This is a genomic window from Streptomyces thermolilacinus SPC6 (assembly GCF_000478605.2).
Classification (GTDB): Bacteria; Actinomycetota; Actinomycetes; order Streptomycetales; family Streptomycetaceae; genus Streptomyces; species Streptomyces thermolilacinus.
The window spans coordinates 4738158-4755571 of sequence record NZ_ASHX02000001.1 but is presented as its reverse complement, the minus strand read 5'-3'; the positions used below and the strand labels follow the sequence as shown (position 1 = coordinate 4755571).

The following is a 17414-nucleotide window of genomic DNA, read 5'->3' as shown; positions in this document are numbered from 1 at the left end:
GGCTCCCCGTGCTCGCCTCCCATCTCGCAGGGCTGCGCGGCGGCTTGGAGGCCGCCCTGTTCCTCGGACTGCTCGCCGCGTGGTTCGGCCAGGGCCGGGCCGGGAGCGAACGGCGGGGCGTGCGGCGGGAGTTGTGGGCGGGTGCGGGCGTGGCGGCCGTGCTCGCGCTGGGCGTGGGGTGGCTGTTCACGTACGGGCAGAGGGAGTTGACGCCGGAGGCGGTCAAGGTGACCGGGGGCGTGCTGTCGGTGGCGGCGGCCGGGTGCGTCACCTGGACGGTGCTGCGGGGACCGGGCGGCCGGCTCGGGGGCCTGACCGGGTTCCTGGTGGTGGCGCGGGAGGGCCTGGCGACGGCGCTGTTCCTGTGGGCGGCCGTGTGGGCGGCGCGGGAGGAGGCCGGTTCGGCGGGCCCGCTGGGCGTGGTGCTGCTCGGCCTGGGGACGGCGGCGCTCGCCGGCCGGGCGGCCCACCTCGGCGTACGGCGGCTGGCCCCGGCCCGGTTCCGCGTGTGGGCGGGCGGGGCGCTGCTGGTCGTCGCGGCGGGCGTGCTGGCGCAGGGGGTGCGCGACCTCCAGGACGGCGGCCCGCTGGGCGGGGTGCTCGCGGGGCGGGCGGTGGACCTGGGCGGCGCGGTGGCGCCCGACCGTTGGCCGGGGGCGGTGCTGGAGGGCGTGTTCAACCTGCCGCCCGACCCGTCGGTGCTCCAGGTCACGGTGTGGGTGCTGTATCTGGTCCCGGCGCTTGTGCTCGCCCTGTCCCCGGTAGGGTTCGGTCGGTCAGTGCCGGTCGGGGTCGAGGAGCAGAAGAAAACCGATGCGAGGACTGGTGAAGGGGCGGGGTCGGGGCCTGGTCCGCGGGGGCCGCGGGCCGCTGTCGGCGGTCGCGGCGGCGGTGGCGCTGACACTGGCGGCGAGCGGCTGTGTGACGGTGCACGGCGAGCTGGCGGTCGTACCGGCGGCGACGCGTGACGAGGCCGGGCAGGCGCTGAAGGACTTCACCGAGGCGTACAACGCCGCCGACGAGGCGTACGACCCGACGCTGGACGCCCACCGGGTGACCGGCTCGCTCGGCGCGATCAACCAGGCGGGGCTGAAGGTCCGTTCGGTGACGCACCCGGACGGCAATCCGAAGCACCGGCCGCTGGAGCTGACCGACGTCACCTACGTCATCCCCAAGAAGGCGGGATGGCCGCGCTGGTTCGTCGCCGACGCCGACTCCAACACGGACACCGACACCGGCCCGGACGACAACCGGTGGCTGCTGCTGTTCGTCCGCGAGAGCGCCGACGCCATGTGGGAGGCGTCGCACCTCGCGGTCCTCGCCCCCGACGAGGTGCCGCCGTTCCGGACCGACGCGGACGGCTGGGCCGAGCCCGCCCCGGCGGACGGCGCGTCCCTGGCGGCGGCGCCCCGCGACCTGAGCCGGGACTACGCCGCGTACCTGAAGTCCGGGGAGCCGAAGGTGTTCGCGGACGGCCCGCACACCTCGGGGCTGCGGGACCAGCGCACGAAGATCTCCAACCGCCCCGGCCTCGCGCTCCAGTTCGCCGACCAGCCGCTGGACACGGGCGCGTTCGCCCCCGTGGGGCTGGTCACCGAGGACGGCGGGGCGCTCGTGTTCTTCTCGAACCGGATCTACGAGCGGGCCACCACCGCCGACGGCTACCGGCCGAAGGTGACGGCGAACGAGAAGCCGCTGCTCACCGGCGAGGTGCGCAACACGCTCACCAGGGAGTCGGTGGCGAGCCTGACCGCCCTGGTGAAGCCGGGCGGGGCCGACGAGGACCGTGTGACGATCCTCAACCGCTTCCAGGGCGTCACGGCCCTCCAGGGCTCCTGACGGACGCCGCGCCGGCGGGCGCCCCGGCAGGCTCAGCGGCTCAGTGGCCCAGCGCCCGGCAGGCCCAGCGGCTCAGCGGCTCAGCGGCTCAGCGGCTCAGCGGCCAGGCGACCGTGTGGTGGCCGTGCTCGTCGTCGTACTGCTCGGCGTGCCGGGCGCAGGCGTCCGTGAGCGCCTCCAGCAGGGTCAGCGGGTCGGGCAGCGGGTGCTCGGGGCCCCGTACCCACTCCACCGCGCGGTCGCCGGGCAGCCGCGCCGGCGGTACGAGGACGTAGCTGCCCCGGCAGTGCCAGCGCAGGCCCGGGTGCTCGTCCATCGTCTCGGGGTGGCAGTCCAGCTCGCACGGCCACCACTCGTCCTCGTCCTCGGGCGTGCCGCGCGTGGCCGTGAAGAACAGCGCGCGGCCCCCGCCGAGCGTGTCCCCCGCCTCCGCGACCGGGCCCACGTCGACGCCCTCGGCGAGCAGCCGCTCCAACGCGGCGCGACCGGCCTCCAACGGAACGTCCAGGACGTCGTGGACCATGCCGGTCGCGGTGATGAAGTTGGCCTGCGGCTGGCTGCGCGCCCACCGCTCGATCTGCTCCGGGTCGGTGGCGCACTGCGTCTGCCAGGCGAAGGAGACGGGATGGCGGGCCGGGGTGGGACAGCCGATGCGCTCGCACGAGCAGCGGTAGCCGACGGGATACGCGGCGGGGGCGAGGGGCAGTCCTGCGGCGGCGGTGGCCAGGAGCAGTTCCTCCCGGCTCGGGGTGTCGGCGGCGGATTTCCTCGGGCGGCGGCGCAGCCACTGCGCGAGTTTGCTCTCCGTGCCGCGGTAGCGGCCGATACCGTCGCCCATCTATCCCCTCACACCTGAATACGAGCCCCTGTGGTCCCTGCCATGGTCGCACCATCGCGGGCCGCAGGTGACCGGACTCCTCAACCGGGGGACGGCCGCCGAGGCGGGGAAGACCCCTGAGCCCATCGACTTGCCGGATTTCGTCCTGGTATGCCCGCCGTTCGTCTCTAGTTCACCGTGAGGAGGTCCACGCGCCACCGGCGCGACGGGGGCTGCGCCCCGGCACGGGGGCGGCCCCGCACCTCGTGACGCACGGCACGGCGTTGTCGGTCCCCGCTGCTAGCGTCCCCGCCATGGCGAACCGTTCCTATCTCTACTCCGCGGACTCGATGCCCGACGAGGCGGAGATCCCCCGGCGGATACGCTGCGTATCCGAGCACAACTGGGACATCCCGCTCGCGCACAAGCTCTTGGCGGGGCGCGGAACGACGGTGGTCCCGTCCATGATCTGGAACCCTCGGATCGGCATCGCCGCGGACTACGCAGCCGGGGCGGCCCTGCTCCGCGACCTCCTGCACGCGGTCGGCAAGGGCCTGGACGGCGACCCCGGGTTCGCCGAATGCGTCGCCAGGACCACGGCCCACCTGGAGAAGCAGCAGGCGAGGTACTTCGTCCTCGAAACCGGGGAGATCGTCTCGATGACGGACGACGATCCGGAAGCGAGTGTGCGGCGTCTGGCGTCCGAGGACATCCCCGACGCCGTCGCCGAGGCGCAGGCGGCGATCGCCGGCCGGAACGACGACTGGCTGGCCTCCGTCCGAGCCGACTGGCAGAGGCACTTCGCGTCCTTCTACAGCGAGGCGCTCTACTTCTCCTTCCCCTGCTGACGGGGCCTGCGGCGCGTTGCCGGGCGATCCGGCCCTATGCGCCCTCCACGGCCTGGCGCGGGGCGATGCCGTGGAGGGCGTACTCGACCAGTTCGTCGGCGTAGGCGTGGGTGAGCGGGCGGGTGCGCAGCAGCCAGCGGTGGGTGAGCGGGCCGACGAGCAGTTCCACGGCGACGCGCGGGTCCACGCCGTCCCGTACCTGGCCGGCCTCGCGGGCGGCGGTGAGCCGGTCCACGTACAGCTGGAGCTGGGGTTCGAGGAGCCGCTCCACGAACCGGGCGCCGAGCTCCCCATCGACGACGCCCTCGGCGGTGAGGGCGCGGGTGGGTGCCTCGAAGCGGGGGTCGTTGAGCTCGTCGACGGTGGCGCGCAGCACGGCCCTGAGGTCGGCGGCGAGGTCGCCCGTGTCGGGGAGACCGGCGGCCTCCGCCCCGTCCTGCCCGTCCTGTGCCTCTGCGGCGGCCTGTCCGGCGAGGTCCAGGTACGCGTCGAGGAGGACGGCGGACTTGGACGGCCACCAGCGGTAGATCGTCTGCTTGCCCACCCCGGCCCGGGAGGCGATGCCCTCGACGGTCGTCCTGGCGTACCCGACCTCGGTGACGAGGGCGAGGGCGGCGTCGTAGATGGCGCGGCGGGAGCGTTCGCTGCGGCGCGTCGCGTCGGGCGTCCGGGGGGACGCCGCCTGGGGCTCGGGCATGGCGGCAATCTACCAAGGGCGCACCGGGCGGGCGGACCGATACGTCTCGTCTCGGGTCGCTCCGGTGAACCTCCGGCCAACCACCCGTACGGTCCGATGCGCGAAGGGCGTGTCACGGCGCACCATGGCGGTGCACGCGAGCCCGCGTGCACCGGTCGTTCGTGAGGAGCCTTCGTTGCCTCGTGACGCTTCACCCCGCCGCTACCTGATGTGCCCACCCACGCACTTCAGGGTGACGTACTCCATCAACCCGTGGATGGACCCGGCGAAACCGGTCGATCTCCCGCTCGCCCTCGCCCAGTGGGAGGACCTGCGGGACCGCTACCGGGCCCTCGGCCACACGGTCGAGCTGCTGGAACCGCGCGCCGGTCTGCCCGACATGGTGTTCGCCGCCAACGGCGCCACCGTGGTGGACGGCCGGGTGCTGGGCGCCCGCTTCCTGTACCCGGAGCGGACGGCCGAGGCGGAGGCGCACCGCGCCTGGTTCCGCGCGCACGGCTACACGGACGTCCACGAGCCGGAGCACGTCAACGAGGGCGAGGGCGACTTCGCCGTCACGGCCTCGTACCTGCTGGCCGGGCGGGGCTTCCGCTCGACGTCCCTGGCGGGCGACGAGGCCCAGGAGTTCTTCGGGCGGCCGGTGATCGGCCTGGACCTGGTGGACCCGCGCTACTACCACCTGGACACGGCGCTGTGCGTCCTGGACGAGGCGGCCGACGAGATCATGTACTACCCGGGCGCGTTCTCGCCGGGCAGCAGGCGGGTGCTGGAGCGGCTGTTCCCGGACGCGCTGATCGCCGGGGAGGCGGACGCGGCGGCCCTGGGCCTGAACGCCGTGAGCGACGGGCGGCACGTGCTGTTGCCGCAAACCGCGGTGGGGCTGTTCACGCCGCTGCGCAAGCGCGGCTTCGAGCCGATCGGGATGGACCTGGGCGAGCTGCTCAAGGGCGGCGGCAGCGTCAAGTGCTGCACCCAGGAGCTGCGGGGCACGCCGCCGGGCGCGGCGGGCTGACGGCGGCGGGGCGGGCGGGTTCGTACGACCGCCCGCCCCGCTCCCGTCAGGAACCGTCCCAGGGGTCTCCCCACTCGGCGTCCCGGGCCTCCTTGTAGAGCGCGCCGTGCCGTTTGGTGACCGTGTCGCGGCGCAGGCCGTCCGCCTCGGTGCACAGGTCGAGCAGGACCTGCCCCTTGCGGATCTGCGGCCTGCGCACCACCCGCGCGGCGGCGGGCTCCACGGGGAAGCGGACCGCGGCGACGTACGCGAACTTCTCGTCCTCGTACGCCAGCGAGCCGCCCTTCACCTGGCGGTGCAGCGACGAGCGGCTGACGCGGGCCGAGAAGTGGCACCAGTCGCTGCCCGGCACGATCGGGCAGGCCGCGCTGTGCGGGCAGGGCGCCGCGACGCGCAGGCCGGCCGCGACGAGCTGGTCGCGGGCGGCGGTGATCCGCTCGTACCCGTCGGGGGTGCCCGGCTCGACGATCACCACGGCCCGCGCGGCGCGGGCGGCCTCGGCGACGAGCGCGTCCCGGTCGGTGCCGGTCAGCTCCTTGAGCACGTACGAGACGGTCACGAGGTCCACCGGGTCGAGCGTCAGCGCCCCGCCGATGCGGGCGCGGCGCCACTCGGCGGCGCGCAGTCCGGGGACGCCGGACGCGGCGGCCAGCTCCCGGCCGAGGGCGAGGGCGGGCTCGGCCCAGTCGAGGACGGTGGTGCGGGGCGCCCGGTCGTCCTCGTCGTCCTCCCACGCCTCGGCGACCGCCCAGCTCGCCGCGCCCGTGCCGCCGCCGACGTCGGTGTGGGTGGCGGGCCGCCAGTCGGGCGCGGCGGCGCGCAGGGCGGCCAGCGCGGACCGTACCGCCTCGAAGGTGGCGGGCATCCGGTACGCGGCGTACGCGGCGACGTCGGCGCGGTCCCGCAGGACGGGCGCGTCGGTGGGGGTGGTGCCGCGGTAGCTCGCGATGAGCCGGTCGACGGCCTGCGCCGCCTTGGTGGGCGGCAGCCCGTCGAGCAGCCCGGCGAGGGCGGCGCGCAGGGCGTCCGAGGTCGGGAGGGTCGCGTTCACCGGCCCATGGTAGGCGGGCCCGCGGGGGTGCCGGTCCGCTGCCAGGGGCGGCACAGCCCGAGGAAGCAGGCGACGGCGGCGAGCGCGCACACGAGCTGGACGACGGCCATCGGTACGGCCGTGTGCTCCCCGGCGATGCCCACGAGCGGCGAGGCGATCGCGCCGACCAGGAACGAGCAGGTGCCGAGCAGCGCGGACGCGGACCCGGCGGCGTGCGGGGTGCGCATCAGGGCCTGCGCGTTCGTGTTGGGCATGGCGAGGCCCATCGCCGACATGAGGACGAACAGCCCGGCCGCGATGGGGACGAGGCCGACGTCGCCCAGGGCGCCGCTGGTCATCACCAGCAGCGCGGCGGCGGCCAGGGTGATCACGGCGAGGCCGGTGGCGAGGGCTTTGTCGAGGCTGACGCGGCCGACGAGCAGCTTGCCGTTGATCTGGCCGACGGCGACGAGCCCGACGGAGTTGATCCCGAAGAGGAGGCTGAACGTCTGCGGCGACGCCCCGTAGATCTCCTGAACGACGAACGGCGAGGCGCTGATGTACGCGAAGAGGGCGGCGAAGGCGAAGCCGCCGGACAGCATGTAGCCGGTGAACACGCGGTCGGCGAGCAGTCCGCGCATGGTGCGCAGGGCGGAGCCCACGCCGCCGTCGTGCCGCCGGGCGGGCGGCAGCGTCTCGTGGAGCCACTTCCACACGACGAGGGTGAGCAGGACGCCGACGACGGTCAGGACGTGGAAGACGCCCCGCCAGTCCGTGATCCGCAGGATCTGCGCGCCGATGAGCGGGGCGACGACCGGGGCGACGCCGGAGATCAGCATGAGGGTGGAGAAGAACCGGGCCATCTCCACGCCGTCGTACAGGTCGCGGACGACGGCGCGGGCGATGACGATGCCCGCCGCGCCCGCCAGGCCCTGGAGCAGCCGGAACGAGACGAGCAGCCCGACGTTCGGCGCGAGGGCGCAGGCGGCCGTGGCGATGACGTACACGACCATGCCGATGAGGAGCGGGCGGCGGCGCCCCCACTTGTCGCTCATGGGCCCGACGACGAGCTGCCCGAGCGCCATGCCGGCGAGGCAGGCGGTGAGGGTGAGCTGCACGGTCGCGGCCGGGGAGCGCAGGGACTGGGTGACCTCCGGGAGGGCGGGGAGGTACATGTCCATGGAGAGCGGCGGCAGCGCGGTGAGCCCGCCGAGGACCAGGGTGACGAGCAGGCCCACGCGGCGCGCGGTGGTCGGCGGTGCCTTGGGTGGCGCGGCGGTGGGCGGCGGGGCGGCCGGGTTCGCGGTCTCGGCGCGGGGGGTGGGTATGGGTCCGTGGGTGGTCTGCCCCTGGGTGGTCGGGCCGCTCTCCGGCATGTCGTCTCCTGTCCTGAGTGGCGCCCCCTATGGTCGCAGCTCCACCCGGATGGTTTAAACCTCAATCGAACAAGGCGGCTCGGCGGGTGCCGGGCGCCCCGCGCTGAGGCGGGTGCCGGGCGCCCGCGTGTGAGGCGGGCGCCCGGGGTGAGGCGGGCGCCCGGCCGGACGGGGTGAGGCGGGCGCCCGGCCGGACGGGGTGAGGCGGGCGCCCGGCCGGACGGGGTTACGCCTCCCGGAGGCCGGGGGCGCCCGCCTCCGTGACGAAGGACGCGGCCGTGGTGACGGGCGCGCCGGGGGTGGTGACCGCGCTCACGGTCCGGTAGTCGGCGCGGGCCTGACGCTCGTCGAAGGTGACGCGGAGGTAGCCGCGCCGCCCGTTGTAGTAGCGCATGTGCGGGTTGGCGGTGGTCAGGTCGGTCCAGTTGGCGGGCCGGTCGGCACCGTCCTTGCCGCTGCTGATGGAGGTGGCGACGAGTTCGGTGCCGATCGTCCGCGAGGAGGGGTCGTCGAAGTCGGCCTTCAGGTCGAGGGCGTACCCGACGTGGACGTCTCCGGTGAGCACGACCAGGTTCTCCACCCCGGCTGCCGCCGCCCCGTCGAGGAAGCGGGCGCGGGCGGCGGGGTAGCCGTCCCAGGCGTCCATGGAGACCTTGAAGTCCGGGCGGGGCACGTTGCGCCGCTGGGCGAGGACGACCTGCTGCGGGACGACGTTCCACAGGGCGTCCGACGCGCGCCAGCCGTCGAGGAGCCAGCGCTCCTGCTCGGCGCCGAGCATGGTGCGCGACGGGTCCGCGGAGTCCGGTCCGGGTACGCGCCAGCCGTCGCCGTACGCCTGGTCGGAGCGGTACTGGCGGGTGTCGAGCACGTCGAACTGGGCGAGCTTCCCGAACCTCAGCCGCCGGTGGACCCGCATGTCGGGGCCGGTGGGCCGCTGGGGCAGCCGGAGCGGCTGGTTCTCCCAGTACGCGCGGTACGCGGCGGCGCGGCGCAGCAGGAACTCCTCGGGCGGCACGCCGTTCTCGGGGATGCCGCCCGCGTAGTTGTTCTCCGTCTCGTGGTCGTCCCAGGTGACGACGAACGGGTGCGCGGCGTGCGCGGCACGCAGGTCCGGGTCGGTCTTGTAGAGCGCGTAGCGGAGGCGGTAGTCCTCCAGCGTGACCGTCTCGCGGTTGAAGTGGGCGGGCAGGCGGCGGTCGGTGTAGGCGCGGGCGCCGCCGGTGGCGTTGACGGCGTACTCGTACAGGTAGTCGCCGAGGTGGACGACGGCGGCGAGGTCGGGCTCGTCGGCGATGTGGCGATACGCGGTGAAGTACCCGTCGTGGTACGCCTGGCAGGACGCGGCGGCGATGCGCAGCTCGGCCGGGCGGGCCGCGGGGTGCGGGGCGGTGCGGGTGCGGCCGGTGGGGCTGGTCCAGGTGCCGGTGCGGAAGCGGTAGTGGTAGACGCGGCCCGGATCGAGGTGGGCGACCTCGACGTGGACGGTGTGGTCGAACTCGGGGTGGGCGGTGGTGCGGCCGCGCCGGACGACGCGGCGGAACCGCTCGTCGTGGGCGATCTCCCAGTGGACGGGGACGCGCTCCGGGGGCAGGCCGCCGCCGGGCTCGTACGGGCGGGGCGCGAGGCGCGTCCACAGCAGGACGGACGTGGCGTGCGGGTCGCCGGAGGCCACACCGAGCGTGAAGGGGTCCTCGGTGACGCGGCGTTCGTCGAGCTCGGCGGCCTGGGCCGCGCCCGCGGCCGGGATGCCGACGGCGAAGGCGAGCGCGGCGGCGGCGCCCGTGCCGAGGAGGCCTCGTCTGCCGAAGTGGCGGGCCGCTGCGCGGAGTTCGGAGGTGTCGGACGTCATGGCGGAAGTACACCGCGTGGGATTGTCCGGGACACAACATCCGCATGGCGGGCGCGTGAGGTCCAGGTGCCGGACCGTCCCGTACGCTGCGCGCCCATGGACGCTGTGCGGAGGATCGCGGTGGTGACCGGGGCCGGTTCGGGGATCGGCCGGAGTGTGGCGGTGGCGCTGGCGGAGGCGGGCTGGTCGCTCGCCCTGGCGGGGCGGCGCGCGGAGGCCCTGGAGGGCACGGCGGATCTGGTCCGCGCGTCGCCGGGGGCGGCGTCGGGGGCTTCGTCCGGGGCGGGGGCGGGCGGTGCCGCTCGCGAGGTGCTGTGCGTGCCGACGGACGTGACGTCGCCGGACGAGGTGGCGGCGCTGTTCGCGGCGGTACGGGAGCGGTACGGGCGGCTGGACCTGCTGTTCAACAACGCGGGCTCGTTCGCCGGGGGCGGCACGCCCGTCGAGGACCTGGCCCCGGAGACGTGGCGGCAGGTGGTGGACGTCAACCTGACCGGGGCGTTCCTGTGCGCACAGGCGGCGTACCGGCAGATGAAGGAGCAGTCGCCGCGCGGCGGGCGGATCGTCAACAACGGCTCGATCTCGGCGCACGTGCCGCGCCCGCACTCGGTGGCGTACACGGCGACGAAGCACGCGATCACGGGCCTGACCAGGTCCCTGGCGCTGGACGGGCGCGCGTACGGCATCGCGTGCGGGCAGATCGACATCGGCAACGCGGCGACCGAGATGACCCGCCGCATGGAGGAGGGCATCCTGCAAGCCAACGGCACGCTGGCCCCGGAGCCGGTGATGGACGCGGCGGACGTGGCGCGGACGGTGGTCCACATGGCGTCGCTGCCGCTGGAGGCGAACATCCCGTTCGTGACGGTGATGGCGACGGGGATGCCGTACCTGGGGCGGGGGTGAGGGCGGGCCCGTACGGGGGGCGCGGGGGCCCGTACGGAGGGGGCGCGGGTGCGCACGGGGGGCGCGGGCTACGGGGTGAGGCGCGAACGGGTGCGGCCATCAGGGGTACGGGGGAACAAGGGGCGGGCGCACCGGGGTTGTGCCTCCCATGACGAACACCGAGCGCACACCGCAGCCCCACTCCCCCGCCCCTCTGGACCCCCCGGCCCCGGAGGTCCTCCACTACACCGCGTTCTCGGCGGACCCGGAGGGCGGGAACCCGGCCGGGGTCGTCCTGGACGCGTCCGGGATGAGCGACGCGGAGATGCTGGCGGTCGCGGCGGAAGTCGGCTACAGCGAGAGCGCGTTCCTGACGGCCCCACCCGAGGACCTGGGCGGCGAGGGCCGGGCGTTCACGGTGCGGTACTTCAGCCCGGTGGCGGAGGTGCCCTTCTGCGGGCACGCCACGATCGCGGCGGCCGTGGCGCTGGGCGAGCGGACCGGGCCGGGCGAGCTGCTGTTCGCGACGCGGGCGGGCACGGTGCCGGTGTCGGTGGCGGTGGCGGACGGGGCGCCGCGCGCGACGCTGACCAGCGTGGAGCCGTACGTCCAGGAGGCCGCCGCCGAGGACGTGGCGGAGGCGCTGGCCGCGCTGGACTGGCCGTCGGGCGACCTGGACCCGGCGCTGCCGCCGCGCGTCGCGTTCGCGGGCGCCCGGCACCTGGTGCTGGCGGCGGCGTCGCGGGAGCGGCTTGCGGACCTGCGGTACGACTTCGAGCGGCTGAAGTCGCTGATGCTGCGCCTTGACCTGACGACCGTTCAGCTCGTGTGGCGGGCGTCGGACACGGTGTTCCACGTCCGGGACCCGTTCCCGGTGGGCGGGGTGGTGGAGGACCCGGCGACGGGCGCCGCGGCGGCGGCCTTCGGCGCGTACGCCCGCGAACTGGGCCTGGTCCCGGAGGCGTCGGTGCTCACCCTGCACCAGGGCGAGGACATGGGCCGCCCGGCGGAACTGACGGTCGAGCTGCGCCCGTCGGACCCGCGCGTACGCGTCTCGGGCACGGGCGCGCGGATGCGGTAGCGCGGCGGCCGTTCACATGACGGGGCGGTGGGCGGCGGCGTACTCGTCCGCGACGCCGAAGACACTCGCGCACCGGGGACACTCGGCCCGCCCGAAGAGCTGGACGATCCCGTCGGCGAGCGCGCCGTGCCCGTCCCGTACGGCGGTCGCGTACATCCACCGCCCGGCGCCCGCGAGGCCCTCGGGGCCGGCCGGCCGGAGGGGGCGCCGGTCCACGTCGCCCCGTTGCCAGTCCCGGAGCGCCGAGTACCGCCCGTGGACGCCGATGGCGATGGTCACGTCCGTGGCGCAGTGAGGGCAGGCGACCTCGTAGAAGTCGTCGGAGAAGTCCCCGAGGACGGCGCTCCAGTGGTACTCCCCCCGCACGGCGAGCAGGTCGAGAAAGGCCGGCAGGTAGTCGGCGGGCCGGGCCGCGAGGTGCCGGTCCAGCACCTCACCCAGTTCGGCGACCGCCCCGGAGCAGCGCGCGAACAGCTCGTCGCAGCCGTGCGGCCCGGCGGCGCCCCGCACGATGGCCCCGGCGAGCCCGCGCGGCAGCGCGCTCCGCGAGGCAAGCCGCACGAGGCGCGGCAGCGCGGCGAAGCTCGCCGGGAACACCATGTCGCACTCCAGCACCAACCGCCGATACAGCTCCTCCCAGGCATCGGCGCCGCCTTCCCGCCCCACGCGCCCCAGCAGCTCCGGGACGCGCCGGGTCTCCCCGTAACAGTCGTACGCCTCGGCCCAAGTCACCACGGTGGTCATTCAACACGGCGGGCGGCGCGTGACGGATTTCCGGTCGACTCCCACGCCGCCATACGCAAGGGTATGGAGTTCTCCTCCATGTCATGAACGGGGACAGACGCATGGACTGGAAGGAGAAGAAGGAGCTGGGGAAGGCCATCGCCCAGGGCGTCCAGAAGGCCGAACGCGAACGCCAACGCGAGGCCTCGACGGGCGGCGGAGGCGGAGGCACCGGCAACAGCGGCGGGGGTGGATGCGGGGAATGCGGCCTCGGAGGGCTGATGGCCCTGGACGTCATCGTCTTCCTGATCCACTGGCCGGTCTTCTGACGGCCTCTCCGCCTACGCCCCGGCCGACTCGAAAGCGAGGGCGGCGGCCAGCAGGAGCGCTTCCTCGCCGTGCCGGGCGACGACCTGGAGGCCCAACGGGCAGCCGTCGGAGCCGAATCCGGCGGGGAGGCTGACCGCGGGGTGCCCGCTCAGGTTGAACGCCCACGTCAAGGCCGTCGAGTACCGCTCGCCCGGCCCGGCGTGGCCGTGCGGCGGGCCCGGCGTGGTCGGCGTCAGCAGCAGATCGGCGCGCTGGAACAGCTCGTCCAGCCGCCGGTCGTTGGCCTGCCGGACACGATCGGCCGCCGCACGCTCGGCGGGCGCCGCCTTCGCCGCCCGCAGCGCGAGCCATGCGGGCGCGGGGTCTTCGAGCCGCAGCGGGTACGGCCGCAGCAGCCGCGCCCCGCACGCGGCGACGAGCCGCCGGGCGGCGCCGTACGCGAGGGCGAGCGGTTCGGGGTCGACGTCCGCGAAGCCGAGGTCCGGCGACCAGACGGCCGCGAGCCCGCCCGCGGGCGCCTCCGCGGCGGTCTCCCCGGCGACCACACGCCAGTACGCCCCCGCGTCCACGGCCGACCGGACCAGGACGCCGCCCGCCGCGAGGCCCGTACGGTCCCGGGAGGGCAAGCGGCCGTTGGTCGCCTTGAGCCCGACGACCCCGCACCAGGCAGCGGGTATCCGCACCGAGCCGGCGCCGTCGCTGCCCGTCGCCAGTGGGACGAGCCCCGCCGCCACGGCCGCGGCGGAACCCGCCGAGGAGCCGCCGGGCGTACGGTCGGCCCGCCACGGGTTGACGGTCCGCCCGTGCCGCCCGAGCCCCCAGGTCTGCCAGGCCGTCCCGCTGCCGGGCACGGCCGTGGCGCCCACGGGCACGCACCCGGCCGCGACCAGGGCTTCCGCCGCGCGCAGCCCGTACCGCCCCTTGACGCCGATGGGCACCCCGGCGAGCGCCAGTGCCTCCCCGCCCGCGACCCGCGCGTCCACCTCCCGCGCCCACCCGAGCGCGTCCCCGTCCCACACCTCGGCGAACGCGCACAGCGCGGGATCGCCCCGCTCGATCCGCCGCAGAGCGCCCGACACGACCTCTACCGCCGACACCTCCCGCGCCCGCACGGCCGCGGCGATCCGCCCGACGTGCTCCATCGCATCCCCCTCGAAGGCCCTGGCCGTCCGCGTCACCGCCGCCGGACCGGGAAGCCCGGAAGGGAACGACGCGGGCGCTTCCGGCAGATGCCCCCGGTCGCGGGCGCGGTCGGCCGTGTACTCCCCCGTCGGCGGCGCTCCCCGGATTCTTCCCCGGCGGGGAACGCGCTCAAGGAGAAGGCGCCCAAGGCGCAGGCGAAGCCGCATGAAGCGGCAGACGAGTCGGGCTGTACGCCGGGTTCTGTTCCCCGGGACCTCGCGGTCGTCGGGGTGACGGCCATCCATCTAGGACCGGCGTTGCCGCCGGTCTCGTGCGGTCTACCCGCGGACTCGGGCGGGCAGCCCTCGAACGTCCGCGCAGAAGCACCGGAGTGCTTCCTCTTGACCTTGCTCCGGGTGGGGTTTACCTAGCTGCCCAGGTCACCCTGGGCACTGGTGGTCTCTTACACCACCGTTTCACCCTTACCGAGGGCCGAGGCCCCCGGCGGTCTGCTTTCTGTGGCACTGTCCCGCGGGTCACCCCGGGTGGGCGTTACCCACCACCCTGCCCTGTGGAGCCCGGACGTTCCTCGGGAGGGCCCCTGAGGGTCCCCACGCGGCCGTCCGCCCGGCTCGTCTGCCGTGCCGACCATGGTACCCGTCCCGCCCGCGCCCTTGACCTTGTCGCGGCGTCAACGTTTCTACTGGGCGGTATGAGGATCGGAGAGCTCGCCCGGCTCGCGGGCGTGACCACGCGGGCCGTACGGCACTATCACCGCATCGGGCTGCTGCCCGAACCGCCCCGGCTCGCCAACGGCTACCGCGCCTACGCCCTCCGGGACGCCGTCCTGCTGGTGCGGGTGCGGCGGCTGACCGAGCTGGGGCTGTCCCTGGACGAGGTGCGGGACGTGCTCGCCGACGACGCCGGGCGCGAGCTCGTCGAGGTGCTGGAGGAGCTGGACGCCGACCTGGCCCGGCAGGAGGCCGAGGTGCGGGCCCGCCGGGAGCGGCTCGCCGTGCTGCTGGGCCAGGCCCGCGACGGGCTGCTGCCCGCCGAGGGGCCCGTCTCGCCCGAGCTCGCCGCGCTGTTCGCCGACATGGCCCGCGTCAGTGCCGGGCTCGGGCGCCCCGAGCCGCGGATGGCCGCGCTCGACCGGGAGCTGCTCGCCCTGATGGAGTCGTCGTTCACCAACGAGGACGGGGCGCGGATGCTCGCCGCCATGCGGGACGCCATCGCCTCCCCCGAGGCGATGGAGCGGGCCTACGACCTGTACGCGCGCCTCGACGAGCTGGCCGGCGCCGGAGCCGACGACCCACGGGTGGGGCCCGCCGCGTCGCTGCTGGTGGAGCTGTTGCCGGACGAGGTGGCGGAGCGGGTCGCGGAGGCGGACCTGGAGGCGTGGCCGGGGGGCGGCGGGTTCGAGGGCGCGTTCCTCGCGGAGTTCTCGCCCGCCCAGGCCGAGGTGGTACGGCGCGCCCTGCGCCTCGCCGCCGACCGGAAGACCGAGGGTGACCCGCTCGACGAGGGCGCCGACCCGGCGGAGGAGGAGCGGTGAAGCGGGCGCTGAAGGCGGTGGGCTACGCCGCCCTGCCCGCCGAGGTCCTCCTCGTGCTGTTCCTGGCCTCCGGGACCGCCGTCCCCGCGCCCCTGCTGTACGCCGTCGAGCTGGCCGCCGTCACCGCCGTCCTGCTGGGCGCCGTCGTCTACCGGCGCGCCCGCCGCGCCGGGCTCCTTCCGCGCGACGCCCTGTACGAGGTCGTGCCGGAGCCCGCCGTACGGCTCGTCCGGCACGAGCTGGGCCTGCTGGCGAGCCTCGTGCGGTGGGCGCGGCGACGGCGGCACGGGGTGCGCGACGGCGTCGAGGCGTTCGGGCACGCCCGCGACCAGGCGGCGCTGATGTACGGCTTCGCGTTCGTGTGCGCCGTCGAGACGGTCGGCGTGTACTGGCTGCTGCGCGATGTGCCGGTGGCGCACGAGGTGATGCTGGTGCTCGACGTGTACACCGTGTTGTTCGTGCTCGGCCTGCACGCCGCCTCCGTCACCCGGCCGCACCTCCTCCAGGACGGGCGGGTGCTGCGGCTGCGGCAGGGCTGCCACGTAGACCTCGCCGTACCGCTCGACGCCATCGCCTCCGTACGGCACGCGCCGCTGTTCACGCACGAGAAGGCCGACGGCGAACTGGACCTGAAGGTCGGCGGGCAGACGTCCGTCACGCTGGAGCTGGCCCGGCCGGTCGAGGCGGTGGGGCTGCTCGGCAAGCGGCGCGAGGTGCGCGTCGTACGGTTCCACGCCGACGACCCGCGCGCGCTGCTGGCCGCGCTCAGGCGGGTACGAACAGCGCCTTCTCCCGCCCCGGGTACGCCTGTGTGAGCCGTACGTCCAGCCGCTCCCCCAGCGGCAGCGGCGCCCCGGCCGCCCCCTCCAGGCGGGCCACCACGGCCGGCGCCTCCAGGTGCACGGTGCCGGTCGCCGGGTCGTCGTCCCGCACGTCCACGACCGTCCCCGTGAACACCTCGCCCACCCGGTCCATCAGCAGCGCCGACTCGACGATGTCCACGCACTCCCGCTCGACCCGGTTCGCCCGGCGGCCGCCCTCCGCCATCTCGCGCGGCAGCGCGGCCAGCGCCGTCCGCACCCATTCGGGCGGCTCCCGCCCCTCGACGGCGGCGACGCACAGCTCCCCCGCGTACCGGTCCACCAGGCGCCGCAGCGGCGCGGTGCAGTGCGTGTACTCGTCGGCGACGGCCGCGTGCAGCGCGGGCACCGGGAGGTTGCCGTCCGTGAACACCGTGTACCCGGCGCCCCGCAGCAGCGTCGTGCAGTCCTGGAGGAACGCGGCGTGCCGTGGCAGGTTCGGGTCCAGGGTGCGGACCAGCGCCGCGTACGACACGTGGTGCGGCCAGTCGATGCCGAGGGCCTTCGCGGAGCGCCGCAGCCGCGCCACCGCGCCGTCCGGGGCGGTGGGCAGGGTGCGCAGGACGCCGGTCCCGGCCGCCGTCATCAGGTCGGCGGCCGCCATGCCGGTGAGCAGGGAGATCTGCGCGTTCCACCCGTCGGCGGGGCGCGGGGCGCGGTAGACCGGTTCGTACGAGCCGTCCACCTCGACGATCTCCTGCTCGGGCACGTTCAGGGAGATCCCGCCCCGTTCCTCCTCCAGCTCCTCGCGGAGGCGGCCGATGTCGCGCAGCAGGGCGAGCGGCTCCTCGGCGGTACCCGCGTCGATCCGCTGCTGCGCCGTCGCGTAGTCGAGGCGGGCGCGGCTGCGTACCATCGCACGGTGCACCTCGGTGGCGACGCGCCGCCCGTACGCGTCCAGGTCGATGCGCCACAGCAGCGCGGGCACCGCGTCGCCGGGCAGCAGGCTCGCGGCGCCCTCCGACAGGACGGGCGGGTGCAGCGGGACACGGCCGTCGGGGAAGTACAGGGTCAGCACGCGGCGGTGCGCCTCCGCGTCCACGGCGCCGGACGGCGTGACGAACGCGGCCACGTCGGCGATGGCGTAGTGCACCCGGTACCCGCCGTCCGCGCGGCGCGCCAGGTGCATCGCCTGGTCCAGGTCCACGGAGCCGGGCGGGTCGATGGTGAACAGCGGCAGGTCGGTGTCGTCCCGCCCCGGCAGGCGCGGCGACTTCGCGGCGGCCTCCGCCTCGGCGAGCACGTCGGGCGGGAAGGCCTTGGGGATGTCGGGTTCGTTCCGCAGCGCGCGCAGGGCGGTCCGCAGGGGGGCCTCGGCGGCGCCGGACACGTGCAGTTGGCGGCGGGGCATACGCCGAGCGTAGGACGCGGGGGGCGGGGCGGCATGTCG

17 protein-coding genes and 1 other RNA gene are annotated in these 17414 nt (G+C 75.2%); 9 read left to right on the top strand and 9 right to left on the bottom strand.

Going from position 1 to position 17414, the window contains the following annotated elements:
* The first annotated feature begins 8 nt into the window (after window positions 1-8).
* Window positions 9-968 (top strand): FTR1 family protein, encoded by a 960-nt coding sequence (locus tag J116_RS28760; RefSeq protein WP_028964325.1) that lies wholly within the window; start codon window positions 9-11, stop codon window positions 966-968.
* Complete coding sequence (locus J116_RS20590) at window positions 922-1839, top strand: hypothetical protein (protein WP_023588962.1); 918 nt, start codon at window positions 922-924, stop codon at window positions 1837-1839. The genes J116_RS28760 and J116_RS20590 overlap by 47 nt, the downstream gene beginning before the upstream one ends.
* Before the next feature lie 88 nt (window positions 1840-1927).
* Here the strand turns inward: J116_RS20590 and J116_RS20585 are convergent, their stop codons facing one another.
* Complete coding sequence (locus tag J116_RS20585) at window positions 1928-2677, bottom strand: bifunctional DNA primase/polymerase (RefSeq protein ID WP_023588961.1); 750 nt, start codon at window positions 2675-2677, stop codon at window positions 1928-1930.
* Window positions 2678-2970: 293 nt separating this feature from the next.
* Between J116_RS20585 and J116_RS20580 the strand changes: the two genes are divergently transcribed.
* Entirely contained in the window at window positions 2971-3504 is a 534-nt protein-coding gene (locus J116_RS20580; protein ID WP_023588960.1) for a DUF7822 domain-containing protein, read from the top strand.
* Between the two features lie 34 nt (window positions 3505-3538).
* Here the strand turns inward: J116_RS20580 and J116_RS20575 are convergent, their stop codons facing one another.
* Window positions 3539-4201, bottom strand: a complete 663-nt coding sequence (locus J116_RS20575) for a TetR/AcrR family transcriptional regulator (RefSeq protein ID WP_023588959.1) — start codon at window positions 4199-4201, stop codon at window positions 3539-3541.
* 175 nt (window positions 4202-4376) lie between these two features.
* On the opposite strand from J116_RS20575, the gene ddaH reads away from it, so the two are divergent.
* Window positions 4377-5213 (top strand): dimethylargininase, encoded by an 837-nt coding sequence (gene ddaH / locus J116_RS20570; RefSeq protein WP_023588958.1) that lies wholly within the window; start codon window positions 4377-4379, stop codon window positions 5211-5213.
* Between the two features lie 46 nt (window positions 5214-5259).
* On the opposite strand, the gene J116_RS20565 is transcribed toward ddaH, so the two are convergent.
* From J116_RS20565 to J116_RS20555, 3 genes are all read right to left on the bottom strand, one after another.
* Window positions 5260-6264 (bottom strand): small ribosomal subunit Rsm22 family protein, encoded by a 1005-nt coding sequence (locus tag J116_RS20565; RefSeq protein ID WP_028964324.1) that lies wholly within the window; start codon window positions 6262-6264, stop codon window positions 5260-5262.
* Window positions 6261-7619: a Bcr/CflA family multidrug efflux MFS transporter gene (locus J116_RS20560; RefSeq protein ID WP_023588956.1), complete on the bottom strand. Its 1359-nt coding sequence runs from the start codon at window positions 7617-7619 to the stop codon at window positions 6261-6263. Before J116_RS20560 ends, J116_RS20565 begins: the two co-directional genes overlap by 4 nt.
* Before the next feature lie 226 nt (window positions 7620-7845).
* A complete protein-coding gene (locus J116_RS20555; protein ID WP_023588955.1) occupies window positions 7846-9468 on the bottom strand; it encodes an alkaline phosphatase D family protein in 1623 nt (540 codons plus the stop codon).
* A 96-nt stretch (window positions 9469-9564) separates the two neighbouring features.
* Here J116_RS20555 and J116_RS20550 point away from each other — a divergent pair, with 96 nt between their 5' ends.
* Window positions 9565-10374 carry an SDR family oxidoreductase gene (locus J116_RS20550; RefSeq protein ID WP_023588954.1) on the top strand — a complete coding sequence of 270 codons (810 nt, stop codon included), beginning with the start codon at window positions 9565-9567 and terminating at the stop codon, window positions 10372-10374.
* 148 nt (window positions 10375-10522) lie between these two features.
* Window positions 10523-11434 carry a PhzF family phenazine biosynthesis protein gene (locus tag J116_RS20545; protein WP_023588953.1) on the top strand — a complete coding sequence of 304 codons (912 nt, stop codon included), beginning with the start codon at window positions 10523-10525 and terminating at the stop codon, window positions 11432-11434.
* A 12-nt stretch (window positions 11435-11446) separates the two neighbouring features.
* Here J116_RS20545 and J116_RS20540 read toward each other — a convergent pair whose 3' ends face one another.
* A complete protein-coding gene (locus tag J116_RS20540) occupies window positions 11447-12169 on the bottom strand; it encodes a hypothetical protein (protein WP_139140502.1) in 723 nt (240 codons plus the stop codon).
* A gap of 92 nt (window positions 12170-12261) precedes the next feature.
* Here J116_RS20540 and J116_RS20535 point away from each other — a divergent pair, with 92 nt between their 5' ends.
* The gene (locus J116_RS20535) at window positions 12262-12486 is read left to right on the top strand and encodes a hypothetical protein (protein ID WP_139140501.1); all 225 of its coding nucleotides are present in this window, start codon (window positions 12262-12264) and stop codon (window positions 12484-12486) included.
* Window positions 12487-12498: 12 nt separating this feature from the next.
* On the opposite strand, the gene J116_RS20530 is transcribed toward J116_RS20535, so the two are convergent.
* Both J116_RS20530 and rnpB read right to left on the bottom strand, forming a co-directional pair.
* On the bottom strand, window positions 12499-13629 hold the full coding sequence (locus J116_RS20530; RefSeq protein ID WP_023588950.1) for an amidase family protein: 1131 nt from the start codon (window positions 13627-13629) through the stop codon (window positions 12499-12501).
* Window positions 13630-13843: 214 nt separating this feature from the next.
* Window positions 13844-14244, bottom strand: an RNA gene (gene rnpB, locus J116_RS20525) — RNase P RNA component class A.
* Window positions 14245-14321: 77 nt separating this feature from the next.
* Here rnpB and J116_RS20520 point away from each other — a divergent pair.
* A complete protein-coding gene (locus tag J116_RS20520; RefSeq protein ID WP_023588949.1) occupies window positions 14322-15164 on the top strand; it encodes a MerR family transcriptional regulator in 843 nt (280 codons plus the stop codon).
* Window positions 15161-15979, top strand: coding sequence for a hypothetical protein (locus J116_RS20515; RefSeq protein ID WP_023588948.1), 819 nt, complete (start codon window positions 15161-15163; stop codon window positions 15977-15979). Before J116_RS20520 ends, J116_RS20515 begins: the two co-directional genes overlap by 4 nt.
* On the opposite strand, the gene J116_RS20510 is transcribed toward J116_RS20515, so the two are convergent.
* Entirely contained in the window at window positions 15930-17375 is a 1446-nt protein-coding gene (locus J116_RS20510) for an RNB domain-containing ribonuclease (protein ID WP_023588947.1), read from the bottom strand. The two genes, J116_RS20515 and J116_RS20510, sit on opposite strands and share 50 nt — an antisense overlap.
* Window positions 17376-17414: the final 39 nt, after the last annotated feature.

Coding starts and splice junctions, on each gene's coding strand:
- J116_RS20585 (WP_023588961.1), bottom strand. CDS start 2,677: ATGGGCGACGGTATCGGCCGCTACCGCGGCACGGAGAGCAAACTCGCG.
- J116_RS20580 (WP_023588960.1), top strand. CDS start 2,971: ATGGCGAACCGTTCCTATCTCTACTCCGCGGACTCGATGCCCGACGAG.
- J116_RS20575 (WP_023588959.1), bottom strand. CDS start 4,201: ATGCCCGAGCCCCAGGCGGCGTCCCCCCGGACGCCCGACGCGACGCGC.
- J116_RS20560 (WP_023588956.1), bottom strand. CDS start 7,619: ATGCCGGAGAGCGGCCCGACCACCCAGGGGCAGACCACCCACGGACCC.
- J116_RS20555 (WP_023588955.1), bottom strand. CDS start 9,468: ATGACGTCCGACACCTCCGAACTCCGCGCAGCGGCCCGCCACTTCGGC.
- J116_RS20550 (WP_023588954.1), top strand. CDS start 9,565: ATGGACGCTGTGCGGAGGATCGCGGTGGTGACCGGGGCCGGTTCGGGG.
- J116_RS20545 (WP_023588953.1), top strand. CDS start 10,523: ATGACGAACACCGAGCGCACACCGCAGCCCCACTCCCCCGCCCCTCTG.
- J116_RS20535 (WP_139140501.1), top strand. CDS start 12,262: ATGAACGGGGACAGACGCATGGACTGGAAGGAGAAGAAGGAGCTGGGG.
- J116_RS20530 (WP_023588950.1), bottom strand. CDS start 13,629: ATGGAGCACGTCGGGCGGATCGCCGCGGCCGTGCGGGCGCGGGAGGTG.
- J116_RS20520 (WP_023588949.1), top strand. CDS start 14,322: ATGAGGATCGGAGAGCTCGCCCGGCTCGCGGGCGTGACCACGCGGGCC.
- J116_RS20510 (WP_023588947.1), bottom strand. CDS start 17,375: ATGCCCCGCCGCCAACTGCACGTGTCCGGCGCCGCCGAGGCCCCCCTG.